20 protein-coding genes are annotated in these 22,422 nt (G+C 67.1%); 14 read left to right on the top strand and 6 right to left on the bottom strand.

What is annotated here, in order from left to right; all coding sequences use genetic code 11:
• Positions 1-3: 3 nt before the first annotated feature.
• Positions 4-681 (bottom strand): HAD-IA family hydrolase, encoded by a 678-nt coding sequence (locus A5724_RS09055; RefSeq protein WP_067799541.1) that lies wholly within the window; start codon positions 679-681, stop codon positions 4-6.
• A 46-nt stretch (positions 682-727) separates the two neighbouring features.
• Here A5724_RS09055 and A5724_RS09050 point away from each other — a divergent pair, with 46 nt between their 5' ends.
• The 3 genes from A5724_RS09050 to A5724_RS09040 are packed head-to-tail and all read left to right on the top strand — an operon-like array spanning position 728 to position 2,748.
• Complete coding sequence (locus A5724_RS09050; protein WP_156752203.1) at positions 728-1,447, top strand: SDR family oxidoreductase; 720 nt, start codon at positions 728-730, stop codon at positions 1,445-1,447.
• 18 nt (positions 1,448-1,465) lie between these two features.
• Positions 1,466-2,134, top strand: coding sequence for a hypothetical protein (locus tag A5724_RS09045; RefSeq protein WP_067799535.1), 669 nt, complete (start codon positions 1,466-1,468; stop codon positions 2,132-2,134).
• A gap of 50 nt (positions 2,135-2,184) precedes the next feature.
• Positions 2,185-2,748, top strand: a complete 564-nt coding sequence (locus tag A5724_RS09040) for an alpha/beta fold hydrolase (RefSeq protein ID WP_067799532.1) — start codon at positions 2,185-2,187, stop codon at positions 2,746-2,748.
• A gap of 4 nt (positions 2,749-2,752) precedes the next feature.
• Here the strand turns inward: A5724_RS09040 and ngg are convergent, their stop codons facing one another.
• The 3 genes from ngg to A5724_RS09025 are packed head-to-tail and all read right to left on the bottom strand — an operon-like array spanning position 2,753 to position 7,931.
• Positions 2,753-4,510 carry an N-acetylglutaminylglutamine synthetase gene (gene ngg / locus A5724_RS09035; protein ID WP_067799528.1) on the bottom strand — a complete coding sequence of 586 codons (1,758 nt, stop codon included), beginning with the start codon at positions 4,508-4,510 and terminating at the stop codon, positions 2,753-2,755.
• Positions 4,507-6,306, bottom strand: a complete 1,800-nt coding sequence (locus A5724_RS09030; RefSeq protein WP_067799524.1) for an N-acetylglutaminylglutamine amidotransferase — start codon at positions 6,304-6,306, stop codon at positions 4,507-4,509. The genes ngg and A5724_RS09030 overlap by 4 nt, the downstream gene beginning before the upstream one ends.
• Positions 6,307-6,359: 53 nt before the next feature.
• A complete protein-coding gene (locus A5724_RS09025; protein WP_067799521.1) occupies positions 6,360-7,931 on the bottom strand; it encodes an amino acid permease in 1,572 nt (523 codons plus the stop codon).
• A 244-nt stretch (positions 7,932-8,175) separates the two neighbouring features.
• On the opposite strand from A5724_RS09025, the gene A5724_RS09020 reads away from it, so the two are divergent.
• The 10 genes from A5724_RS09020 to A5724_RS08975 all read left to right on the top strand — a co-directional run bounded on the left by A5724_RS09020 (position 8,176) and on the right by A5724_RS08975 (position 19,095).
• Complete coding sequence (locus A5724_RS09020) at positions 8,176-9,750, top strand: amino acid permease (RefSeq protein ID WP_067799830.1); 1,575 nt, start codon at positions 8,176-8,178, stop codon at positions 9,748-9,750.
• Positions 9,751-9,763: 13 nt separating this feature from the next.
• Entirely contained in the window at positions 9,764-11,230 is a 1,467-nt protein-coding gene (locus tag A5724_RS09015; protein WP_067799518.1) for an FGGY-family carbohydrate kinase, read from the top strand.
• On the top strand, positions 11,227-12,582 hold the full coding sequence (locus tag A5724_RS09010; RefSeq protein ID WP_067799515.1) for an iron-containing alcohol dehydrogenase: 1,356 nt from the start codon (positions 11,227-11,229) through the stop codon (positions 12,580-12,582). Before A5724_RS09015 ends, A5724_RS09010 begins: the two co-directional genes overlap by 4 nt.
• 10 nt (positions 12,583-12,592) lie before the next feature.
• On the top strand, positions 12,593-13,285 hold the full coding sequence (locus tag A5724_RS09005; protein WP_082964930.1) for a 1-(5-phosphoribosyl)-5-((5-phosphoribosylamino)methylideneamino)imidazole-4-carboxamide isomerase: 693 nt from the start codon (positions 12,593-12,595) through the stop codon (positions 13,283-13,285).
• A 10-nt stretch (positions 13,286-13,295) separates the two neighbouring features.
• Positions 13,296-14,033 carry a GntR family transcriptional regulator gene (locus tag A5724_RS09000; protein WP_067799512.1) on the top strand — a complete coding sequence of 246 codons (738 nt, stop codon included), beginning with the start codon at positions 13,296-13,298 and terminating at the stop codon, positions 14,031-14,033.
• Positions 14,034-14,135: 102 nt separating this feature from the next.
• Entirely contained in the window at positions 14,136-15,509 is a 1,374-nt protein-coding gene (locus tag A5724_RS08995) for a glutamine synthetase family protein (RefSeq protein ID WP_067799509.1), read from the top strand.
• On the top strand, positions 15,496-16,242 hold the full coding sequence (locus tag A5724_RS08990; protein WP_067799506.1) for a gamma-glutamyl-gamma-aminobutyrate hydrolase family protein: 747 nt from the start codon (positions 15,496-15,498) through the stop codon (positions 16,240-16,242). Before A5724_RS08995 ends, A5724_RS08990 begins: the two co-directional genes overlap by 14 nt.
• Positions 16,239-17,603 carry an aldehyde dehydrogenase gene (locus A5724_RS08985; RefSeq protein ID WP_067799503.1) on the top strand — a complete coding sequence of 455 codons (1,365 nt, stop codon included), beginning with the start codon at positions 16,239-16,241 and terminating at the stop codon, positions 17,601-17,603. The genes A5724_RS08990 and A5724_RS08985 overlap by 4 nt, the downstream gene beginning before the upstream one ends.
• Positions 17,600-18,376 carry a 3-oxoacyl-ACP reductase gene (locus A5724_RS08980; RefSeq protein WP_197518598.1) on the top strand — a complete coding sequence of 259 codons (777 nt, stop codon included), beginning with the start codon at positions 17,600-17,602 and terminating at the stop codon, positions 18,374-18,376. The genes A5724_RS08985 and A5724_RS08980 overlap by 4 nt, the downstream gene beginning before the upstream one ends.
• Positions 18,376-19,095 carry a FadR/GntR family transcriptional regulator gene (locus A5724_RS08975; RefSeq protein WP_067799824.1) on the top strand — a complete coding sequence of 240 codons (720 nt, stop codon included), beginning with the start codon at positions 18,376-18,378 and terminating at the stop codon, positions 19,093-19,095. Before A5724_RS08980 ends, A5724_RS08975 begins: the two co-directional genes overlap by 1 nt.
• Positions 19,096-19,131: 36 nt before the next feature.
• On the opposite strand, the gene A5724_RS08970 is transcribed toward A5724_RS08975, so the two are convergent.
• The gene (locus A5724_RS08970; RefSeq protein WP_197518594.1) at positions 19,132-20,343 is read right to left on the bottom strand and encodes an ROK family transcriptional regulator; all 1,212 of its coding nucleotides are present in this window, start codon (positions 20,341-20,343) and stop codon (positions 19,132-19,134) included.
• Between the two features lie 101 nt (positions 20,344-20,444).
• On the opposite strand from A5724_RS08970, the gene A5724_RS08965 reads away from it, so the two are divergent.
• On the top strand, positions 20,445-21,854 hold the full coding sequence (locus A5724_RS08965) for an APC family permease (protein WP_067799497.1): 1,410 nt from the start codon (positions 20,445-20,447) through the stop codon (positions 21,852-21,854).
• Positions 21,855-21,861: 7 nt separating this feature from the next.
• On the opposite strand, the gene A5724_RS08960 is transcribed toward A5724_RS08965, so the two are convergent.
• Positions 21,862-22,110 carry a hypothetical protein gene (locus A5724_RS08960; RefSeq protein ID WP_067799494.1) on the bottom strand — a complete coding sequence of 83 codons (249 nt, stop codon included), beginning with the start codon at positions 22,108-22,110 and terminating at the stop codon, positions 21,862-21,864.
• Between the last annotated feature and the right edge of the window lie 312 nt (positions 22,111-22,422).

Below are 22,422 nucleotides of genomic sequence, written 5' to 3'. Positions count from 1 at the left end.
GCTTCAGAAATTACCCGTCGGCCGGGACAGCACGGCCTCGGCGGCGACGTGAAGCCGGGTGCCGTCGAAGCGGACGCCGCGCAGGTCGGCTACCGCGAGCGTCACGGACGACCCCACCGAGGCGGCCCCGACACCGATGACGGTGCTCACGCCCGCGTTGCGCGCCGACGCGATGCCCGCGGGTGCGTCCTCGAAGACCGCGCACCTTCCGGTAGCCATCCGCAACCGCTGCGCGGCGGCCAGATAGGGGTCGGGGAACGGTTTGCCTCTGTCGACGTCTTCACCGGTGATCAACACGGCTGCGGTCGGAAGACCCGCCGAGGCCATCCGAGCTGTGGCCAGTGCGCGATTGCCCGACGTGACGACGGCCCAACGTCCGTCGGGGCACGAGGCGAGCAGTTCCCGCGCACCGGGAACCGCGCGGACATCGGTGGCGGTGTCCAGTTCGAGCTGCTTGAGTTCGGCCGCCGCGTCCGCGACTTCGGCTGCGTCGTCGATCAATTCGGCGACGAGATCGGTGATGCGTCGGCCGTGCTCGATGTCGCGGTGAAAGTCGAACCCCGGCGCCCACCGCGTCGCCCACTGATTCCAGGCGACCGCGGCGGCGTCGTGCGAGTCGACGAGCACGCCGTCGCAGTCGAGCAGCAGGCCGTCGACGTCGAAGCTCACGGGGGCGGCCACGGAGGCAGGCTATCCGACACCCGTGTGATGATGAGGCGTGGCCGATATGACCGGACGTGCCGTGCTGGTCACCGGTGCGACCGGCGGCATCGGCGCGGCGACCGTGCGCCGCCTCGTCGCAGACGGGGCGACGGTCTACGCCGGCGGCCGCGACACCGACAGGCTTGCCGCATTGGCCGAGGAGACCGGTGCGCACCCGGTGCCGTTCGATCTCACCTCCGAGGACGACATCAGGGCCGCGGTGTCGGAGCTGACGGTTGACGGCGTGGTGAACTGCGGCGGCTTCGGCGGCGAGATCGCCACCCCACAGGACACCGACATCGCGGTGTTCGACAAGGTCATCAGCATCAACGCGCGTGGCAGTCTGCTGGTCATCAAACATGTCGCGCCGGGGATGATCGAGCGCGGGCGCGGCGGCGCGATCGTCAACGTCTCGAGCCAGGCGAGCCTGGTCGCACTTCCCGGCCACATCTCGTACGGATCGTCGAAGGCGGCGGTCGACAACATCACCCGGGTCAGCGCGCTCGAATTGGGCAGACACAACATCCGGGTCAACAGCGTCAATCCAACCGTGGTGATGACCGACATGTCGGCGTCGTACTGGGGCCGTCCGGACGTCGGACCACCGTTTCTGGCGCAGATGCCGCTGGGCCGGTGGGCCACCGAAGACGAGATCGCGGCGCCGATCTGCTTCCTGCTCAGCGACGACGCCTCGATGATCACCGGGGCCTGCCTGCCGGTCGACGGCGGGTACAGCTGTCGTTAGCGTCGGTAGCCTGACCGTATGACCAGGCGGCACGCGGCAGGGGTGGTGGCGGGGCTGCTCGCCGCCGTGCTGACCGGCTGCGGGCACACCGTCACCGGGACCGCGACGTGGCCTGGGGCCCGGCTGGACAAGGTGGTGCTGACCGCGGCGGATTTCCCGCCCGGCGTCCAGTTCGACCGCATCATCCGTCCGGCGGGGCAGCCCGACGGCGAAGGCGGGCTGCCCGCCATGATGTCGGATCCCGAAGGCTGCTCGGATGGGCTCACCCGCGCCATCGCCGATTCGGCCGAGCGCGGGCCGGGCAGCGCGGCCGAGTACGTGGTGGCCTACGACGGAGCGCGGATTGTGATGACGGTGGTGACGTGGCCGCTTGACCTCCAACGGCTAGCCGCCACCGCGGAGCGCTGCGCGCATTTCCAGACGTTCTTCGACACCGCGATGCCCGGCATTCCGATGACTACCCTGCGACTGGACACGCCGCGTCACGACGCGCTGGTCTACGAGCAGACCATGCGGCTGGGCAACGAATCCAGCAGCGCCTACTTCTCGTTCGAGAACATCGGTCGAATGGGTGTGTTCGGGATCGCATTCCCGACACCCAACCCGGCGATCGCCGTCAAAGCCACGCTGCCGCAGACATTTCTGGACATCGCAGCAAAACAAGCGCAGCGTGCTGAGACCAGTTGACAGCGAGAAATTCCGCCCACCGACTCGCCTTGTCGCTGTAGCGTGGCCCAATGCCCTCCACCATGGTCACCGTCGACGGCTTCGGGGTGCCGATCGACGTCGCAGGCCCGGACAAGGGGTCCGTCGTGGTGGTTCTCGGTGCCGCGCATCACGCGCCGTCGGCCTATGACGCGGTGTGTCAGCGGCTGCACACCGCATCGCTGCGGACCGTTGTGATCGGCCCGGATCCGCGGCTGACCGCCAAGTCGGTGGTCGGCATCCTCGACGCCCTCGATGTCCGGTGGGCGCTGCTGGTCGGCGACCGCATCGGCGGCGAGCTGGCCTGGGAGCTGGCCGCCACCCGGCTGGACCGGTTCATCGGGCTGGTGGTGATCGACCGAGGTCATCCGCGCGTCGCCGACCTCACCGGGGTGATCCGCGACGAGCACTGCCCGCCGGTCGAGATGAACACCACCGCGCTGGTCAGCACGCCCGCCGCACGGGCCGTCGCGAAGGCCAGCCAGCGCTATGTGTACGGCGATTTCCGGCTGGTCGACCTGCTCGGCAGGCGCAACGCGGCGGAGTCCACGGCCCAGCTGGCCGCCGAGATCGTGATGCGCACCAGCGTCTGGTAGCCGGCTACCGCTGCGACTGATCCGGCGTCCACGCCTGCGGCAGCGCCGGACTCTGCGGGAACAGGAAGTCGATGAACGCCTGCGCGGTCGGCTGAGGCTCGTGGTTGGCCAGCCCCGGCCGTTCGTTGGCCTCGATGAACACGTACTCGGTGCCGGTCACGTCGGGCACGAGGAGGTCGATGCCGGTCACCGGTATCCCGATGGCGTCCGCGGCGGTCACCGCGACCGAGGACAGCTCGGGGTTCACCTCCGCGGTGACGTCGTGGATGGTGCCGCCCTGATGCAGGTTCGCGGTGCGCCGCACACGCAACCGGGTGCCTTCCGGCAGCACGTCGGAGAACGACCAGCCCGCTTCGGCCACCGTCGCCTCGGTCACCTCGTCGAGCGGGATGCGGGATTCGCCGCCGGTGGCCGCGGCCCGGCGCCTGCTCTGCGCCTCGATCAACTCGCGCACGGTGTGGTGCCCGGTGCCGATGACTTCGGCGGGCCGCCGCAGCGCCGCGGCGACCACCTTGTGGTCGATCACCACCAACCGCAGATCGTCGCCCGCTGCGCGCTGCTCGATCAGCACGTCGGGATGCTGCTCACGTGCGCGTGCCAGCGCCGCGTCGAGTTCCGCACGACCGTCGATGCCAACGGTGATGCCCTTGCCCTGCTCACCGCGGGTGGGCTTGACCACGACGTCGCCCACCTCCTCGAGGAACGCGTAGTCCTCATCGTCGAAGGTAGCCAGCCGGCCCTTGGCGACGGCGATCCCGGCCTCGGCGACCAGTCGACGGGTCAGCCGCTTGTCGTCGCAACGCGCCATGGCCACCGCGGAGGTGAACTCCGACAACGACTCTCGGGTCACCACGCTGCGCCCGCCGTGCGTCAGCCGCATCTCGCCGGCCTCCGCGTCGAGCACCTCGACCCAGATGCCGCGGCGCATGGCCTCGTCGGCGATGATGCGGGCGTACGGGTTGAGGTCGTCGACGGTCTCCGGCGGATGGGTGAACAGCGGCTCGTTGATCGCGTTCTTACGCTTGACCGCCATCACAGGCACGCGGGTGAATCCGAGCTTCTCGTACAGCGAGATCGCGGCGGTGTTGTCATGCGCCACCGACAGATCCATGTAGGCGCGGCCGCGGTCGCGGTAGATGTCGGCCAGCGCGTTGGTCAGCGCCGCACCGACGCCGGGCAGGCTCGACGTGGGGTCGACGGCCAGCGTCCACAGGCTCGAACCGTTCTCCGGGTCGGAGAACAACCGCTTGTGGTCGACGCCGGTGACGGTGCCGACGATGCTGCCGTCGTCGTCGCGGACGGCCACCAGGTAGTCGACCGCATCGCGGTGAAGGTGGTTGTCCCAGATGACGTCGACGGGCGCCGATACCATTCCGCAGCGCAGGTAGACGCGGTTCATCGCGTCGGCGTCCTCGGCACCCTCGAGGCTGCGCACCGTGAACCCGGTCGGCGGAACCGGTTGCCGCTCTTCGGAGAACCGCAGCCGGTAGGTGTGGCTCGGGTCGATGAACAATTCGGCGGGGGCCAGCGCGACGAGCACCTGCGGTTCGCGGGCGTACATGCAGATATCGCGTCTGCCTTGCCCTTCGTGCCGCAGCACCTCGGCGAGTTTCGCCGGGTCGGCGAAGGTCTGGCCGAAAACCAGTCGGCCCCAACCCAATTCGACGGCGACATCGTCGGCCATCGCGTCGACCATGTGCTGCGGCGACGCGTCGTGCAGTCCGAGTGTGATGGCTTCCTGGTTCCGATCGATGGCGGTCATGCTGCCGCCCCCGTGATGCCGTGGCGCTGCAACCACAGTTCCAGCAGCGCGATCTGCCACAACTCGTTACCGCGCAACGGGGTCAGCCTGCCGTTGGGGTCGGCGAGCAGGCGCTCGACGGCCTCGGGACGGAACAGGCCGCGCTCCTTGGCGGCGGGCGCATACAGCGCGTCGCGGACCAGATCCAGGTACGGGCCCTCCAGGTGCGTTAGCGCGGGCACCGGGAAGTAGCCCTTCGGACGGTCGATCACGTCGGCCGGAATCACTTTGCGCGCAGCCTGTTTCAGCACGCCCTTGCCGTCGTGTGCGGTCTTCAGTTCGGGCGGGCAGGTGGCGGCCAGTTCGACGAGTTCGTGGTCGAGGAACGGCACCCTGCCTTCCAGCCCCCACGCCATGGTCATGTTGTCGACGCGCTTGACCGGGTCGTCGACCAGCATCACGGTGGTGTCCAGTCGCAGCGCGCGGTCGACGCCGGTCGCCGCGCCCGCACGCGCGAAGTGTTCGGTGACGAACTCCTCGCTGGGATCGCCGTCCACCAGATAGGTCGGCGCCACGATCTTTTCGTAGCCCGACCGGTCCCGGTCGAAGAATGCCGTGCGGTAGCAGGCCACCGACTCCGGCACCGAGGTGGCGTGCGCCATCGGGGGATACCAGTGGTAGCCGGCGAACACCTCGTCGGCCCCCTGCCCGGACTGGACCACCTTGACGTGCTTGGCGACTTCCTGGCTGAGCAGATAGAACGCCACGCAGTCGTGGCTGACCATCGGTTCGCTCATCGCGCCGATGGCCCCGTCGAGCGCAGGCAACATCCGGTCGGTGCCGATCCGTATCTGGTGATGATCGGTGTCGAACCGCTCGGCGATGATGTCGGAGTACTTGAACTCGTCGCCCTGCACGCCGCCGACGGACTCGAACCCGATGGAGAACGTCGCCAGGCCGTGCTGGCCCGCCTCCGCCAGCAACCCGACGATCAGGCTGGAGTCGACGCCGCCCGACAGCAGGCAGCCCACCGGCACGTCGGCCACCAGGCGACGGTCCACGGCCACCCGCAGCGACTCCAGAACCGCGTCCTCCCAGTCACGTTCGGACCAGTCGGCGCGATCGTCGCGCCTGCTGAAGTCGGGCTCCCAGTACGTGGTGGTGGCGCAGCGGCCGTCGGGCTCGATCGCGACCAGCGTCGCGGGCGGCACCTTGGTCACTCCGCGCAGGATGGTGCGCGGGGCGGGCACGACCGAGTGGAAGGTCATGTAGTGGTGCAGCGCGACTGGGTCGATGCGGGTGTCGAGGTCGCCGCCGGCCACCAGCGCGGGCAGTGACGACGCGAACCGGACGCGCTTGGCGTTCTGGGTCAGGTACAGCGGCTTGATGCCGAGCCGGTCGCGCCCGAGCAGCACCCGGCCGCTGTCACGCTCGACGATCGCGAACGCGAACATGCCGTAGAGGCGGTCGACGAATCGATCGCCCCAATGGTGGTAGGCCTTGAGCAGCACCTCGGTGTCGCTGTGCGAGAAGAACCGGTAGCCGTGGTCGGTCAGCTCGCGGCGCAACTGCTTGTAGTTGTAGATGCAGCCATTCCACGCCACGGCCAGTCCCAGGTCGGAGTCGACCATGGGCTGCGCGCCCGCTTCGGACAGGTCGATGATCTTGAGGCGTCGATGGCCGAGGGCCACTCTGCCCTGCGACCACACGCCCGCCGCGTCGGGACCCCGGGCCGTCATCGCTTCAGCCATGGCCGAGACCGCGTTGACGTCCGGTGTCAGGCCATCAAGACGCACTTCGCCAGCGGCACCACACACTCAGCCCAACCTACCCGGTTCAGGATGGGGCTAAACGTGCGCCTGTGAATCGGCTAGGAGACGCCTTCCAACTCCTCGCCCGTCTCGTCGACCTGCTTGATCGGCCCGGTGAACCAGTTCTTCACCGAGGCGTGCCAGTAGATCCACAACAGGATCACCACCCCGCCGACCAACAGCGGGGTGTAGTTCACGTACTTCCACTCGAAGGCGTCACCCCACGGCACGCCACCCGACGACGTCGGGAACATCGCGATTGCAGACGTGATGAGAATTTCGGCAATGGCCACCGGCGCCATCCACTTCCAATGGCGGCCCAGATTCCAGCTGCCCTGCTCGAACGAGTCGCCCGCCTTCCAGCGGTAATAGATCGGCACCGCGAAGCACAGGTACAACCCGACGACGCCGATCGAAACCACCGCGAAGAATGCGACCGGAACGGGTGCACCGTTGATGTCGACCTTGACGAGAGCGGGCAGTGTGATGACCGCCGCAAGCACAGCGGTCACGATCACACCGTTGGCTGGCACCCGGTTCTTGTTGACCGCCGACCAGAGTTGGTGACCGGGGACCGCGCGGTCGCGGCTGAACGCGAACAGCATCCGCGACGCGCTGGTCTGGCACGCGGTGGTGCAGAAGAACTGACCCGCGGTGGAGATGAGCAGGATCAACGCCACCCACTTCGCGCTCATCGCCTGCGTGAAGATGGTGACCACCGCGCCGCCGCCTTTGGACACGCCGTCGGCGTCCTGGACCGCGAACAGGAACGACAACAACAGGATCCAGCCGCCGATCGCCGAGTAGAAGATCGACTGCCAGATGCCCTTCGCCGCCGCGTTGGCCGCACTCTTGGTCTCCTCTGACAGATGGGCTGACGCGTCGTAACCGGTGATCGTGTACTGCGTCAGGATCGCGGCGATCGGGAGCACGAAGAACAAAAAGCCCCAACCCGACGTCGAGCCACCGAACATGCCGCTGTTGTTGATGGTCTTGGCGAAGACGTCACTGAAGCTGGCGTGTTGGTCGGGCAGCACCCACAACAGCACGATCACCACCGCCGCACCTGCGACGTGCCACCACACCGAGATGTTGTTGATGATGGCCAGCAGGTGGCTGGAGAAGATGTTGATGATGGCGGATATCGCGAGGATGGCGACGAACAGATAGAACGTCCGGGTCAAGCTGTAGCCGGCCAGCCAGGTCTCACTGAAGGTGCCCAACGTGAGGTCCAGGAACGTCGCGCAGCCGTAGGCCACGGACGCCAGGATCGCGATCAACCCGATCAGGTTCAGCCAGCCGGTATAGAACCCGGCCTTGACGCCGCCGAGTTTGCTTGCCCACCAATAGATTCCGCCGGATGTCGGAAACGCCGAAACGAGCTCGGACATGCACAGGCCGGTGATCAGGATGAAGACCGAGATGAGTGGCCAGCCCCAGGCGATCGCGGCTGGGCCGCCGTTGTTCCAACCCAGTCCGAACGAGGTGAAGCAGCCCGCCAGGATCGAGATGATCGAAAACGAAATGGCGAAGTTGGAGAAGCCCGACCAGGACCTGTGCAACTCCTGCACATAACCGAGCTTGGCGAGATGCTGCTCGTCTTCGTTCAAATGCTCATGGCCCTCTGGCACGACTGTTCTCCTTCGGGGAATGGACAAAGCAGGTTCCCTAGGGACAATAGGCCGCTATTGGTCTGGCGTCCTACCTTTGGAGATGACGGCCGCGTAAAACTTCCCCACGAGACCATTCGCGGGTCGACTAGCTGGCGTTTCCGCTGTTTTCGAACCGTCTCCTTGCCGATATTGACGTGTGCATTCGCTCTCATTATTGTCCAAGTTGTCTGACAACTTGCGCCAAATTGCCAAGGAGGGCGCCATGGCGGAGAACAAGCGGGCGGTCGGATCGGTCACCTATCGGGACGCAGAACACGGTTATTTCGAGCGGCGCAAGCTGCGCAGGCATGCCGCGTTCTGGTCGCTGTGGGCGCTCGGTGTCGGCGCAGTCATCTCGGGGGACTTCTACGGCTGGAATGTCGGCCTGGACGCCGGCGGCTTCGGCGGCCTGCTGATCGCGGGCCTGATCATCACGGTGATGTATTACGGCCTGTGCTACAGCATCGCCGAGATGTCGCCTGCGCTGCCGCACACAGGCGGCGCGTACTCGTTCTCGCGGTCGGCGATGGGGCCGTGGGGCGGCTTCATCACCGGCCTCGCCGAGAACATGGAGTACGTCATCACCCCTGCGGTGGTGGTGAGCGCGATGGGATTCTTGTCTCACGACATCGTGGTCGAGCTCGTCGCGGCCGACGGGTGGTGGAACAGCCCCGTGCTGTGGGCCGCGGTGTTCTACATCATCTTCGTCGGCATCAACATCATGGGCATCGAGATCACCATGCGCTTCACCGTGGTGATCACGGTGTCGGCGCTCGCGATCCTCGGATTCTTCTATCTCGCAGTGCTTTTCTCGGGCAAGTTCGACTTCAGCCTGCTGACCAACATCCCGCCGGAGGAGGGCGGCAGCAGCTTCCTGCCAAAGGGCATCGCGGGAATCTTCCCCGCCCTGCCGTTCGCGATCTGGTTCTATCTGGCGATCGAGGAACTGCCGCTGGCCGCTGAGGAATCACACGATCCGAAGCGGGACATCCCGCGGGCGACGATCTGGGGCCTGAACACGCTGGTGCTGTTCGCGGTGCTGACCCTGTTCCTGAACACCGGAGTCGGGGGCGGCGCACAGGCCATCGGCACCTCGGCCACCCCGTTGTTCGACGGGTTCAAGGCGGTGTTCGGCGACGGCACCGGTGCCGCGATCCTGGCCACCATCGGTTTGATCGGGCTGATCGCGAGCTTCTTCACGATCATCTACGCCTATGGGCGCAACACCTATTCGCTCTCTCGCGCCGGCTATTTCCCGCAGGTGCTGTCGATCACCCATCCGAAACGGCACACCCCGTACGTCGCGCTGATTGCCGGCGCGGTGGTCGGGTTCCTGCTCGTGTGGCTGATGTACCTGCTCGGCCAGAGTGAGAACGCGCTCGCCGGAAAGGTCGTCGGCGCGCTGCTGTACATGGCCGTGTTCGGCGCGGTGATCTCCTATTTCATGCAGTGCCTGTCGTTCATCATGCTGCGGCGCAAACTGCCGAACATCGAACGGCCGTACCGCAGTCCGTGGGGCGTCGGTGGCGCCGCCGTCGCCGGCTTCATTGCGCTCGTCGCGCTGGTGTCGCTGTTCTTCAACGCCGACTACCGGCCTGGTGTGGTTGGAACATTGATCTACTTCGTGATCGGCCTGCTCTACTTCGCGATCGTGGGCAGGCACAAGCTGGTGCTCTCCCCTGAAGAAGAGTTCGCGCTGTCGCACGGGCAATACGGCGTGAATCTCGACAAGGAGGGCTACGGCGCGATGTCGGCGACCGAGATCAAAACTGACGACACGAAGTCCACGTCAGCGTGAGCTGAGGCATGCCGTGTCCCTGGTACTGGGAGTCGACGTCGGCTCGCAGAGCATCAAGGTCGTCCTCGTCGACGAGAGTGGCGACGTGGTCTCCGCCGGCGCGGCCGCCCTGTACATGACCCATGCGCACGACGGCTGGGCCGAGCAGGATCCGCAAAGGTATTGCATCGCACTGCGAGACGCCGTGTGCGCGGCGACGGCCGAGGTCGATTCGTCCAGGGTGAAGGCGATCGGCCTCGGCAGCCAGGTCGACGGCGTGGTCGCCTGCGATGCCGACGGCGCGGCGCTGCGACGGGCGATCATCTGGCTGGACAAGCGGGCCACCGAGCAGTGCGACCGACTGGTGGCCGCGGTCGGCGCCGACGCGCTGGCCGAGCGGACGGGCCTGGTCGCCGATGCCTCGCACAGCGCACCGAAGATGATGTGGATCCGCGACCACGAACCCTCGGTGTGGCAGCGCACGGCGACGCTGACGCCCGTCGGGTCGTATCTGCTGCACCACCTGACCGGTACCCACGCCCAGGACGCCGCCAACGCGTCGTCGACCATGGTGTACGACGTCACCCGCGGTGACTTCGACGAAATGCTGTGCACCGCAGCAGAGCTGGATCCGTCAATGTTCCCGCCGGTGCGCAGGTCCACCGATGTGGCAGGCACGCTTTTGCCGGACGTGGCTGCGGAGTTCGGGTTGTCCTCGGCATGCGAGGTCGTCGTCGGCACCGGTGACGAGCACGCCGCGTCGGTGGGCGCAGGCGCGATCGAGTCCGGTGTGGTCGTCGACGTCACCGGCACCGCCGAACCGGTGACCACGGCGTCCGACGCTCCGGTGCGCGACCCGCTGGGCCTCGTCGAGACGCACGGTCATGCGGTGCCGGGCGCCTGGCTGATCGAGAATCCCGGATTCGTCAGCGGCGGAAGCACTCTCTGGCTCGCCGGGCTGCTCGGGGTGCCGCAGGCCGACGTCTTCCCGTTGGCCTGCACAGCGCCCGCGGCCAGTGAAGGGGTGCTGTTCCTGCCCGCGCTGTCCGGGGCGACGGCGCCGCGGTGGAACGACAAGATGCGGGGTGGGCTGCTCGGCCTGGCGATGAACCACACCCCGGCGCACATCGCTCGGGCGGTGCTCGAGGGATGTGCATACGCGTTGCGCGACATCATCGAACGACTCGACGCGATGGGGCTGGGCCGGGGCGAGGTCCGCATCGTCGGCGGGGGTGCGCGCGACAACCTGTGGGCGACGATCAAAGCCAGCGTGCTGGGCAGGCCGGTGCGCCGGGTGCTGACGAAGGAGGCCACCGCGGTGGGCGCCGCCATGGTCGCAGGCGTCGGCACCGGGTTCTTCGCCGACTTCACCGCGGCGTCGAGCGCTGTCCGACTCGCCCCCAGCGCGATCGAACCCGACCCGGAGGCGTGCAAGACCTACGCGGAGGCCTACCAGCGCTACCTGGCCGCGTTCGACGCTGTCGAATCGGCGCTGGGATGATCACCGTTCCCGACCCGGCGACGCTGCTGGCCGATCTGCGCGCCGCCGGTCAAGACCGGCTGCCCCACGTCGATGTCCGGATCGGAAAATCGGTGTTGGACAGCGCAGTCGCCGACAGCGTCGACAGGTTCGTCGGCAGGGAGCCGTTGATCCTCAGCGACGGCGGACCGTACCGCACCTCGAACGGGCCGGTGGTTGATCGGCTCGCGAACCACCTCGGCTGCCGCGTTGTGCAACTCGGCACCGGAACGGTCAGGGCCGACGAGGAGACTGTCGACCGGGCCGTCGGCGAGGTCGGCGAGCACCGGCTGCTGATCTCCGTCGGATCGGGCACGCTCACCGATATCGCGAAGGTCGCCGCGCAACGCAGCGGCAACCACCACGTCGCGGTCCAGACCGCGTGCAGCATCAACGGTTTCATCGCAGACCGCAGCGTGCTGGTGATCGCGGGTGCGAAGCGCACCGTGCAGTCGCGGTGGCCCGACGTGCTGGTGGCCGACACCGACATTCTGGCGGCCGCCCCCTGGCAGTTGAATCTGGCTGGGGTGGGCGACCTTTCGACGGTCCCCAACGCGGTGGCCGAGTGGCGGTTGGCTGCCCGGCTCGGGCACGGCCCGCCGTACAACGCGCCCGTCGTCGACGACGTGCTCGCCGCCGGGCAGGCACTGCCCGCGCTTGCCCGTGCGGCACGCGACGCCGAACCTGACGGAATCGCCGACCTGGCAAGGCTGCTGGCGGTCAGCGGGCTGTCGATGGGCATCGTCGGGTCGACGGCGCCCGCGTCGGGCACCGAGCACGCGGTGTCGCATCTGATGGAGATGGCGCGCGGCCGCCAGGGCAGGCCGGCTGCCGCCCACGGAATGCAGGTCACGGTCGCGACCCGGCTCGCGGTGCGGGTGTGGCAACTGGTGGACGCCACGATCCGCTCCGGCGACGCGAAGGTGCAGGTTCCAGAAGAGACGACGAGCCGCGAAGCCGTTGCACGCGCATTCGCCGACTTCGACCCGCAGACGGCCGAGGAATGCTGGACGGCGTATTCGGCCAAGCGCGACTGGTTGCTGGCGCACCGATCCGCGGTCGAAACGGTGATTTCCGAGTGGGACTCGTTCTCGCGGTCGCTGGTGCTGGCCTCGCCGGAGGAATTCGACGAGATCGGCAGAGCCAGCGGGTTGCCGAGCCGGGCGCAGGACCTCGGCGACGGGTACGACGACGAGTTGTTGTTCTGGGCGCTGCGGAATTCGCATCTGCTGCGCGAACGGATTTCGATCACCGACCTCGCCGACCTTCTCGGCGTGTGGTCGGACGACACGGCGCGGTCGATCGTGGCCGACGCCGCCAACGCAACCGGATAGGAGCGCTGCCGTGTCCAACTTCGTGTTCATGCTGACCCACGGCGACAGGACCGTCGAGCACGCCGCCGATGTCGTGCCGCAACTGGCAGACACCGGGTTGCGGTACATCGGGTTCAAAGATGTCGGCGCCGACGCACCGCGACAGCGGGCGTTGACGGCGCTGGCCCACGACGCCGGTTTCGAGGTGATGCTGGAAGTGGTGTCGACCAGTGAAGAGGACGAGTTGGCGTCGCTGCGTGCGGCGGCCGCGGCCGGCGTCGACTGGGTGCTCGGCGGCACCCACGCCGCCGAGGGGGCCGACATCCTGCCCGACACCGTGCGCTACTGCCCGTTCCCGGGACGGGTCGTCGACCATCCGAGCGTGCTGCTGGGCAGCATCGACGACATCGCGTCAGACGCCGAAAAGATCACGGCGATGGACCATGTCAGCGGACTGGACCTGTTGGCGTACCGTCATCCGACCGCCGATCACGAGGCGTTGATCCGTGCGGTGGTCGCGCGCTCGCGCGGCCCGGTGATCGTGGCGGGGTCGATCGCAAGCATCGACCGTGTGCTGGCCGTTCGGGAGGCAGGCGCGTGGGGGTTCACCATCGGCAGCGCGATATTCGACGGCCTGTTGCCCGGCGCGCCGTCGGTGCCCGATCAGGTGCGCGGTGTCCTTGCGGCGGCCACCGCCGACGCCGCCGGGACCAGCCGGACGTAGGCTTTTCAACGTGTCCGGCCGAACCCTGCTTGCCGACCGGTTGCGTGACGAGCTGCTGGCGGAAATCTCCGGTGCGCAGTTGCCGCCGGGAGCGAAGTTGCCGACTGAGGGCGAACTCGCCAAGCGGTTCAAGGTATCTCGCGCGACGGTGCGGGAAGCGGTGCGCGGTTTGGTGGAGGCTGGGTACGTCACGCGTCGTCGTGGTTCGGGCAGTTACGTCACCGAGCGTCGCAGAATGCCACACGGCTTGGACTCGACGCTGAGCTACCTCGCGATGATCGAGACGGCGGGCGCGCGCGCCGGGATGCGGGTTCTCGCGGCCGCTTTCGAACAGAGCGGTGCGGACGACGCGGCGCTGCACCTCGAAGCCGGTGAGACCGTGTTGGCGGTCGAACGAGTGCGTACCGCCGACGACCAACCGGTGATCTACTCACTCGATCGCATCCCGGCCCGGCTGTTGCGCCCCGGCCTCGATCTGAGCGATCTGGACCCGTCGCTGTTCGCGTTGCTCAGCTCCTGCGGTCACGCCGCCGACCATGCGACCGCGACGCTGCGGGCGGTCGCCAGCACCAGCCACACCGCGAAGGTGCTCGGGATCCGGCGGGGCAGGCCGCTGCTGTACATCGAGGAGATCGACTACGGCCGCGACGGCACGCCGGTGATGCTGTCGCGGGAGTGGCACGTGTCCGAAGCCTTCGACGTGCGGATCAACCGTAAGGCGGCCGGTCTGCGGGCCTCGACGGCCTAGGTTGAATTCTATTGGTCGGGTAACCTACCTTTAGAGTGAGAATTTGGTAAATGTCCAAGGTGAGGCAGGCGGGATGCCGTTTCCAATGGTTGACTTCTCGTCATGACTGGCATGCTGTCGCAATCAGAACTCGAGTCGCTGGTAGCAGCGGGCGACATCGACACCGTCATCGTCGCGTTCTGCGACATGCAGGGCAGGCTGACCGGTAAGCGGGTATCGGCCCGGCTGTTCGTCGAGGACGTCGCCGCGCACGGCGCGGAGTGCTGTAACTACCTGCTCGCCGTCGACGTCGACATGAACACGGTCGACGGCTACGCGATCTCGAGCTGGGAGACCGGCTACGGAGACATGGTGATGACGCCCGACTTCGACACCCTGCGGCTGCTGCCGTGGCTACCGGGCACCGCCATGGTGATGGCGGATCTGTCCTGGACCGACGGGAATCCGGTGACCCAGGCGCCGCGCAGCATCCTGAACCGTCAGATCGACCGGCTCGCCGAGAACGGTCTGGTGCCCTACGTCGGCACCGAGTTGGAGTTCATGGTGTTCGACGACGGCTTCCGCGAGGCATGGGCGAAGGGCTACCGCGGCCTGACGCCTGCCACCGACTACAACGTCGACTACGCGATGCTCGCGTCGACGCGGATGGAGCCGCTGCTGCGCGACATCCGGCTGGGCATGGACGGCGCGGGCATGTACTGCGAGGGCGTCAAGGGCGAGTGCAACTACGGCCAGCAGGAGATCGCGTTTCGCTACGACCATGCGCGGGTCACGTGCGACAACCACACGATCTACAAGAACGGCGCCAAGGAGATCGCCGACAAACACGGCAAGAGCCTGACGTTCATGGCGAAATTCGATGAGCGCGAGGGCAACAGCTGCCACATCCACATCTCGCTGCGTGGCATTGACAAAGAGGGCCGGCCAGGTGTTCCGGTGTTCGCCGACAAGGATGACGAGCTCGGCATGTCGCCGATGTTCCGCAGCTTCATCGCCGGGCAGCTGGCGACCATGCGGGAGCTGACGCTGTTATACGCGCCGAACATCAACTCCTACAAGCGGTTCGTCGAGGGCAGCTTCGCGCCGACGGCGATCGCGTGGGGCCTTGACAACCGGACGTGCGCGCTGCGGGTCGTCGGCCACGGACACGGCATGCGGATGGAGAACCGGGCGCCCGGCGGCGATGTGAACCAGTACCTCGCGGTGTCGGCGCTGATCGCGGGCGGTCTCTACGGTATCGAACGCGAGTTGGAGCTGCCGGAAGCGTTGGAGGGCAACGCCTATACGTCCGGCGCGGAGCGGCTGCCGACCACATTGGCCGAAGCGGCGGCGCTGTTCTCGAAGTCCGAGGTGGCGCGGGAGGCCTTCGGCGACGACGTGGTCGAGCACTACTTGAACAACGCGCGGGTGGAACTCAACGCGTACAACAGCGCGGTGACGGATTGGGAAAGGGTGCGCGGCTTTGAACGGCTCTAGACCTGTCATCGGACTCACCACCTATCTGCAGCAGGCGCAGACCGGGGTGTGGGATGTGCGCGCCAGCTTTCTGCCCGCGATCTACTTCGAAGGGGTCAACCTCGCCGGTGGAATCGCCACACTGCTGCCGCCGCAACCGGTGGACGCCGACATCGCCTCGCGGATCCTCGACGGGCTGGACGGGCTGATCATCACCGGCGGCCGGGACGTCACCCCCGAAAGCTATGGACAGCAACCGCATCCGGCCACCGACGAGGCGGTGGAGGACAACCGGCAGCGCGACGCGCTGGAGTTGGCGTTGGTCGATGGCGCCATCCGGCGCGGTATGCCGCTGCTGGGCATCTGCCGCGGCGCGCAGGTGATCAACGTCGCGCTCGGCGGCACACTGCATCAGCACCTGCCCGACGTCATCGGCCACACGCATCACCAGAAGGGCAACGCGGTGTTCTCGACGTCGGCAGTGCGCACGGTGCCGAGCACCCGGTTGGCGTCGCTGATCGGCGAGTCGTCGGATGCGCAGTGCTACCACCATCAGGCGATCGACCGGCTCGGCGAGGGCCTGGTCATCAGTGCACAGGACAGCGACGGCGTGATCGAGGCCGTCGAGATCCCCGGCGACAACTTCGTTTTGGCCGTGCAATGGCATCCCGAGGAACGACTTGACGATCTACGGCTGTTCGCCGCGGTGGTGCAGGCGGCGGCGGCATATGCAAAGGAGAAAGTGGACGCGTGACTGTATCTGACGTGATCAACCCCGCGACCGAAGAGGTGCTGCGCACGGTCGAGCAGACGTCTGAGGTCGAAGTCGACGACGCGGTCGCGCGCGCCAAGGCGGCACAGCGAAAGTGGGCGGCGCTCGCCCCCGCTGAGCGCGCGGCGGCGCTGCGGGCGTTCGCCGCGACGGTCGATGCGCATGTGGGTGAGCTCGCGGAGTTGGAGGTCGCCAACTCCGGGCACCCGATCAGCAACGCGGAATGGGAGGCGGGCCACGTCCGCGACGTGCTGCAGTATTATTCCGCGAGCCCGGAACGGTTGTCCGGCAAGCAGATTCCGGTCGCTGGCGGCCTGGACGTCACGTTCAACGAACCGCTCGGCGTCGTCGGTGTCATCACGCCGTGGAACTTCCCGATGACGATCGCGTCGTGGGGCTTCGCGCCCGCGCTGGCGGCGGGAAACGCGGTACTGGTCAAACCGGCCGAGTGGACGCCGCTGACCACGATCCGGCTCGGCGAACTCGCGGTGGACGCCGGTCTGCCCGCCGACCTGTTCCAGGTGCTGCCCGGTAAGGGCTCGGTGGTGGGGGAGCGTTTCGTCAGCCATCCCGACGTCCGCAAGATCGTGTTCACCGGGTCCACCGAGGTCGGCACCCGCGTGATGGCGGGTGCGGCCGCGCAAGTCAAACGCGTCACCCTGGAGTTGGGCGGCAAGAGCGCCAACATCGTGTTCGACGACTGCGACCTGTCCAAGGCCGCGGCGACCGCGCCGTACGGTGTGTTCGACAACGCCGGTCAGGACTGCTGCGCGCGCAGCCGGATCCTGGTGCAGCGCAACGTGTACGACCGGTTCATGGAGCTGCTCGAACCGGCGGTCAAGGGTGTGGTGGTCGGTGACCCGAGGAACAAAGACACCGAGATGGGGCCGCTGGTGTCGAAGCCGCATTGGGAGACGGTCGCGTCCTATGTGCCCGACGACGCACCCGTCGCGTTCCGCGGTGATGCCCCGTCGGGTGCGGGCTACTGGTTCCCGCCGACGGTGCTGACCCCGTCGCGCACCGACCGCACCGTCACCGAGGAGATCTTCGGTCCGGTGGTGACGGTGCTGCCGTTCGACGACGAGGCCGACGCGATCACGCTGGCCAACGACACCCCGTACGGGTTGTCCGGGTCGATCTGGACCGACAATCTGTCGCGGGCGCTGCGCGTCTCGCGTGCGGTGGAATCTGGCAACCTGTCGGTGAATTCGCATTCGTCGGTGCGCTACAACACGCCGTTCGGCGGCTTCAAACAGTCGGGACTTGGCCGTGAACTCGGCCCCGACGCGCCGCTGTCCTTCACCGAAACCAAGAACGTCTTCTACGCGATCGGAGATGCCTGATGGACCTGACCCAACGACTGGCCGGCAAGGTCGCGGTCATCACCGGCGGCGCCAGCGGAATCGGATTGGCCACCGGGCGGCGCATGCACGCCGAGGGCGCGACGATCGTGATCGGTGACATCGACCCGACGGCGGGCAAGGCCGCGGCGGACGAACTCGACGGATTGTTCGTCCCCGTTGACGTGTCCGACGAAGCGGCGGTCGACAACCTGTTCGACACGGCCGCCGACTCCTACGGTTCCGTCGACATCGCATTCAACAATGCGGGCATCTCGCCGCCCGAGGACGACGTCATCGAGACCACCGAATTGCCTGCCTGGCAGCAGGTGCAGGACATCAACCTCAAGTCGGTGTACCTGTCGTGCCGGGCGGCGCTGCGGCACATGGTGCCCGCCAAGAAGGGGTCGATCATCAACACCGCGTCGTTCGTTGCGGTGATGGGCTCGGCGACATCGCAGATCTCCTATACGGCGTCCAAGGGCGGTGTGCTGGCGATGTCACGTGAGCTCGGAGTCCAGTACGCGCGCAGCGGTATTCGCGTCAACGCGCTGTGCCCGGGGCCGGTCAACACCCCGCTGCTGCAGGAGTTGTTCGCCAAGGATCCCGAGCGCGCCGCGCGCCGTCTGGTGCACGTCCCGATGGGCCGGTTCGCCGAACCCGAGGAACTCGCCGCAGCAGTGGCGTTCCTGGCGAGCGACGACTCGTCGTTCATCACCGGTGCGACCTTCCTGGTCGACGGCGGCATCAGCGGCCACTACGTGACGCCGATGTGATGTCGGTCGACCCGGACGTTCCGCTGGCGAGTGAGGCATTGCTGCGTCCGGTGCGGCCCGGGAATCCGTTCGAGGACACCGTGGAACGGCTGCTGCAGACCATCAGGCTCGGTGTGCTGCAGCCCGGCGAATCGCTGCCGCCCGAACGGGAACTGGCAGCCAAGCTCGGCGTCAGCCGCGACACGGTGCGCGAGGCCATCAAGTCGCTGGCCGACGCCGGGTACCTGGTGTCGCGGCGCGGCCGGTACGGCGGCACGTTTCTGGCCGACGAACTGCCACGGCACACCGACGTCCCGCGCGTCTCCCGCGAGGAAATCGACGACGCGCTGCGCCTGCGCGAGATCCTCGAGGTGGGCGCCGCGCGGATGGCGGCCAGTCGCACGCTGACCGCCGCGGAACGGGAGGTGCTGTGGTCGCGACTGTCCGATGTCCGCGGCGCGCCGCCGGACGACTATCGGCGGCTGGACTCCCGACTGCATCTGGCGATCGCGGAGGCGGCAGGTTCGCCGTCGCTGGTTCCTCTGGTGGCCGAGAACCGGATGCGGCTCAACGCGTTGCTCGACCAGATTCCGCTGTTGCCGCGCAACATCGCGCACTCCGACGAACAGCACGAGGCGATCGTCGTCGCGATCCTCGCAGCGGATGCCGAGGGTGCGGCGGCGGCGATGCGGGCACACGTCGCGGGTTCGGCCGCGCTGCTGCACGGTTTCCTGGACTGACCCGGGCCCCAACCCGGGCGCTCGCGAGGGAGGGGGTCAGGCCTCGCTTGCTGTCCGGCGCACGACGCGGTTGAAGACCAGGTCCCATGCGGTGTCTTTCGCCGAGGCGATCGCGCCGACCAGCACAGCATCCTCGCCGAGCTGGCCTCCGACGATGTCAGGAACCACCGGAATCGTCTCGGCCAACTCGCGGCGCATCGGTTCGGCCAACAGATCGGCGTTGCGGCCGATGCCGCCTGCCAACACGATCACGCCGGGGTCGAGCACGACGGTGACGATCGAAACGACCTGTGCCAGTTTGGAAGCTTCGTCGCTGACGACTTGCAGAGCTAGCTCATCGCCTTGTCGCGCCAGGTCGAAGACCGCCTTCGCTGACTGCACGTCGCGCAGGCCGGCGTCGTTGGCGGCGGACACCACGGCGTCGGCCGCCGCCGCGGTCTCCACAGGGCCGGGACGGTGTTGCACAACGCCCGCGGGTACCCGATCGAACGGCAGATCGGCGATCTCGCCCGCCGCGCCGTGTGCGCCGCGGAAGAGTTTCCCGTTGAGTAGCAAGCCCATTCCGATCCCGGTGCCGACGGTCAGGCACGCGACCACGTCGACGCCCTGCGCTGCGCCGCTCGCGTGCTCACCGACCACGGAGAGGTTCGCATCGTTCTCGACGATCACTTCTGAACCGCCTGCGCTCAGCGCGTCGACCAACTCGCCGAGCAGGCCTCTGCGCTCCCATCCTGGCAGGTTCGGCGCCCTGTGCACGGTACCCGTCCTGAGATCCGGAATGCCCGGTGTACCAACCACAGTCACCACGATGTCGTCCGGCGTCAAGCCGGCTTCCGCGATGGCGCATTCGACAGATGTGCACGCAGTGCGCAGCAGTGAAGTGCCCGAACGACTCTTGTTCGGTTGGTCGACTCGGCTCACGACGGACCCGTCGAGGTCTGCGACCGCGACGCGGATCACGCGTCGTCCGATGTCGACACCGACAATGTGCCCCGCGTCGGGGGCGGTTCGGTAGATGACCGCCGCCCGGCCCGGCCCTGATGTGCTACGACCGATCGCACGTACCAGGCCGTGCTGCTCCAGGTCCAACAGCGCTTGGCCCACAGTCGGTTTCGACAGTCCGGTGTCGTTGGCGATCTGAGGACGGGTTGCCTCGCCATGCCCGCGGAGCCGCTCCAACACCAGTCGCTGGTTCAGTGCGCGCATGCTCGCAGGCGTGCCCGCCTGCGGCGCGGCTTGACCCACCACCGTGGCCGTCTCCGTTCCAGTTGCAGCGAATTACCACGCCGACTCTTCCAGACCCGGCGATTGTATGTTAAGAAACTTTCCTAACAAACTAAGGAGGCGTCGTGAGTTCCTCATCCCTCAGCTCAGCGGCGGTGTCCCCGCAGCCGGCGCTCGAACGCAAGATCGGGCCGGTGCAGGCCACGGCCATCAACATGACGCAGATGTGCGGTATCGGTCCGTTCGTCACCATCCCCGCGATGGTCGCGACCTTCGGCGGGCCCGAGGCGATGTTCGGGTGGGTTATCGGCGCGATCGTGGCGCTCGCTGACGGTCTGATCTGGGCCGAACTCGGCGCGGCCATGCCAGGCGCGGGCGGGACCTACATCTACTTGCGTGAGGCGTTCCAGTACCGAACGGGGCGGTTGATGCCGTTCCTATTCGTCTGGAGTGCAGTGCTTTTCATTCCGCTGATCATGTCGACAGGTGTCATCGGGCTGGTGCAGTACCTGGGTTATCTGATCCCCGGCGTGACGGACTCCAACGGCAACACGGGCCTCGGCAAGATCATCGGTGTCGGCATCACGCTGCTGATCATGGTGGCGTTGTTCCGCAAGATCGGCCAGATCGGCAAGTTCACGACGGGGCTGTTCGTGGTGATGCTGATCGCGGTGCTCAGCACCATCGTCGCCGCGTTCACTCACTTCAACAGCACGCAGGCATTCGCTTACACGCCTGGGGCATTCGGAGCTCATGGCACGTTCTGGGCCGGTCTCGGCGCGGGTTTGATCATCGCGATCTACGACTACCTCGGCTACAACACAACGGCGTACCTCGCAGGGGAGGTCCGTGAACCAGGTCGCACCATTCCTCGCTCGATTGTCTTGTCGATTCTCGGCATCATGAGCCTGTACTTCCTGCTGCAGATCGGCGTGCTGGGCTCGGTCCCGCTCGAGGAGTTGAAGAACGCGACGTCAGTCGCCTCCACAGTGCTGGAGCAGGCGTGGGGGTCTGGCACCGCGCAGGTGATCACCGTGCTGATCGTGGTCGCGGCCGTTGGCTCGGTGTTCGCCGGGCTGCTCGGCGGATCCCGCGTCCCGTTCGAAGCCGCTCGCGACAAGGTGTTCCTGCCGGTCTACGGCCAGTTGCATCCCAAGCTGAAACTGCCGACGGCCGGTGTCCTCACGATGGGCGTGATCACGATCATCGGCTCACTTTTCACCCTGACCACCATCATCAACGCGGCGGTGGCGACGCTGGTCATCATCCAGTCGTTGGCGCAGGTGGCGGCGATCATCGTGTTGCGGCGCCGGCAGCCGAATCTGCCCCGGCCATACCGTCAATGGCTGTACCCGCTACCGACCGTCGTTGCGCTGGCTGGGTGGGTGTACATCTATGTCTCTGCCAGCTGGCTGTCGATCGGGCTGTCCATCGGCTGGATTGCTCTGGGCGCCATCGCATTCCTCATCTACGCCAGGGCCGAGCACACGTGGCCGTTCGGCCCGAAGGAGATCAGGGAAGCGTTCGCCTCATAGCGGTGTGCTAGGGCGCAGCGGAAAGGCTGCCGTCGGGCTCGATGTGCACGGTGCCGGTCTCGTGGCTACCCGGGGTCTCCGGCATCACGTGCCGCCCTTCTGGGGTTCGGCGCCGCAGGACGTACAGCAGACCCCCGACCGCCAGCACACCGGAGACGATCGCCGCAGGCCACATCAGAACCTCGACCAGCCACACACGCCGCTGAATCTTGACTACCTGCCGTTGCGCATCTCGCAGCCGGGCCAACTTGTTCATGCACCTCATATGCCCGGCCACGGGTGGGTGGAAACGCGAACACCGTCGCGAATCCGACGCTCTGCGGTCGTCAGTGACGACAGTCGTCAAGCGGGTCAGACCCAGCGATTCCCGGCAAGACGCCTATTGACACCGGGCGCTGCCCATCAGAGCGAGTAGTTCGGCCGGACAGGCCGGAGTCGGAACTGTGCCGCGTTGTCGCGGAGATGGGGTCGAACGACGACCACGCGAATGGGGTCCTTGGGTTGCTGCCGCGGCGCCGCATTGAGCTACGCTCGGCACATCAGCCACCTGGGCAGACGCATCCACAGC

Source organism: Mycobacterium sp. ACS1612, from assembly GCF_001667505.1.
Taxonomy (GTDB): Bacteria; Actinomycetota; Actinomycetes; order Mycobacteriales; family Mycobacteriaceae; genus Mycobacterium.
The sequence above is the reverse complement of the archived record's forward strand: the minus strand, read 5'-3'. Positions and strand labels throughout refer to the sequence as shown.

Coding starts and splice junctions, on each gene's coding strand:
- A5724_RS09020 (WP_067799830.1), top strand. CDS start 8,176: ATGGCGGAGAACAAGCGGGCGGTCGGATCGGTCACCTATCGGGACGCA.
- A5724_RS08975 (WP_067799824.1), top strand. CDS start 18,376: ATGTCGGTCGACCCGGACGTTCCGCTGGCGAGTGAGGCATTGCTGCGT.
- A5724_RS08960 (WP_067799494.1), bottom strand. CDS start 22,110: ATGAACAAGTTGGCCCGGCTGCGAGATGCGCAACGGCAGGTAGTCAAG.
- A5724_RS09050 (WP_156752203.1), top strand. CDS start 728: ATGACCGGACGTGCCGTGCTGGTCACCGGTGCGACCGGCGGCATCGGC.
- A5724_RS08995 (WP_067799509.1), top strand. CDS start 14,136: ATGACTGGCATGCTGTCGCAATCAGAACTCGAGTCGCTGGTAGCAGCG.
- A5724_RS09010 (WP_067799515.1), top strand. CDS start 11,227: ATGATCACCGTTCCCGACCCGGCGACGCTGCTGGCCGATCTGCGCGCC.
- A5724_RS09045 (WP_067799535.1), top strand. CDS start 1,466: ATGACCAGGCGGCACGCGGCAGGGGTGGTGGCGGGGCTGCTCGCCGCC.
- ngg (WP_067799528.1), bottom strand. CDS start 4,510: ATGACCGCCATCGATCGGAACCAGGAAGCCATCACACTCGGACTGCAC.
- A5724_RS09040 (WP_067799532.1), top strand. CDS start 2,185: ATGCCCTCCACCATGGTCACCGTCGACGGCTTCGGGGTGCCGATCGAC.